We start from the raw sequence: 467 nt of genomic DNA, 5'->3' as shown, positions 1-467 counted from the left end.
GCACCAGCTGACATCTGATCCTCATTTGATAATTTCAAGTCTACATGAACATATTTTCTCGCTTTTTCATGAAGAGTAATTTTAATTGTTGATGGCTGAACTGTTCCTTTCACATCATCTGGAAGTCCATTCGTTTTCAAAGAAACTTCATACGTTCCTTTTTCGCTACCTCTCAAATCAACTGGTATATCAAATTGTTTTTTCGCTTTTGCCGTAGCAACTGCTGCCTTTGGACCCTCTAACTTCACCTTAACGCCCTCTGCCGGAATACCACTTACAATATATTTCTCTTCATCATACTTAACGTTAATAGCATAATTAGTTAATGTTTCTTTCGCATCATTTGCAAAAGGTAGTATCCCCGATGTCGTATTTTTTTCAGTTAAAGTCGCTGACATAAAAAGCATACACGCCAATAGTAATGAGATCCCCTTTAAAAACCAATGATTCTCCATTAACTTATCCAT

The 467-nt window shown here is 36.4% G+C and carries 1 protein-coding gene; it reads right to left on the bottom strand.

The window, feature by feature from the left end:
• Window positions 1–467: CdaR family protein (locus MR083_RS26905; protein ID WP_242270108.1), on the bottom strand; the 467-nt coding region annotated here is incomplete at its 3' end.

This window comes from Bacillus cereus group sp. BfR-BA-01408 (assembly GCF_022663305.1).
GTDB lineage: Bacteria > Bacillota > Bacilli > Bacillales > Bacillaceae_G > Bacillus_A > Bacillus_A pacificus.
The sequence above is the reverse complement of the archived record's forward strand: the minus strand, read 5'-3'. Positions and strand labels throughout refer to the sequence as shown.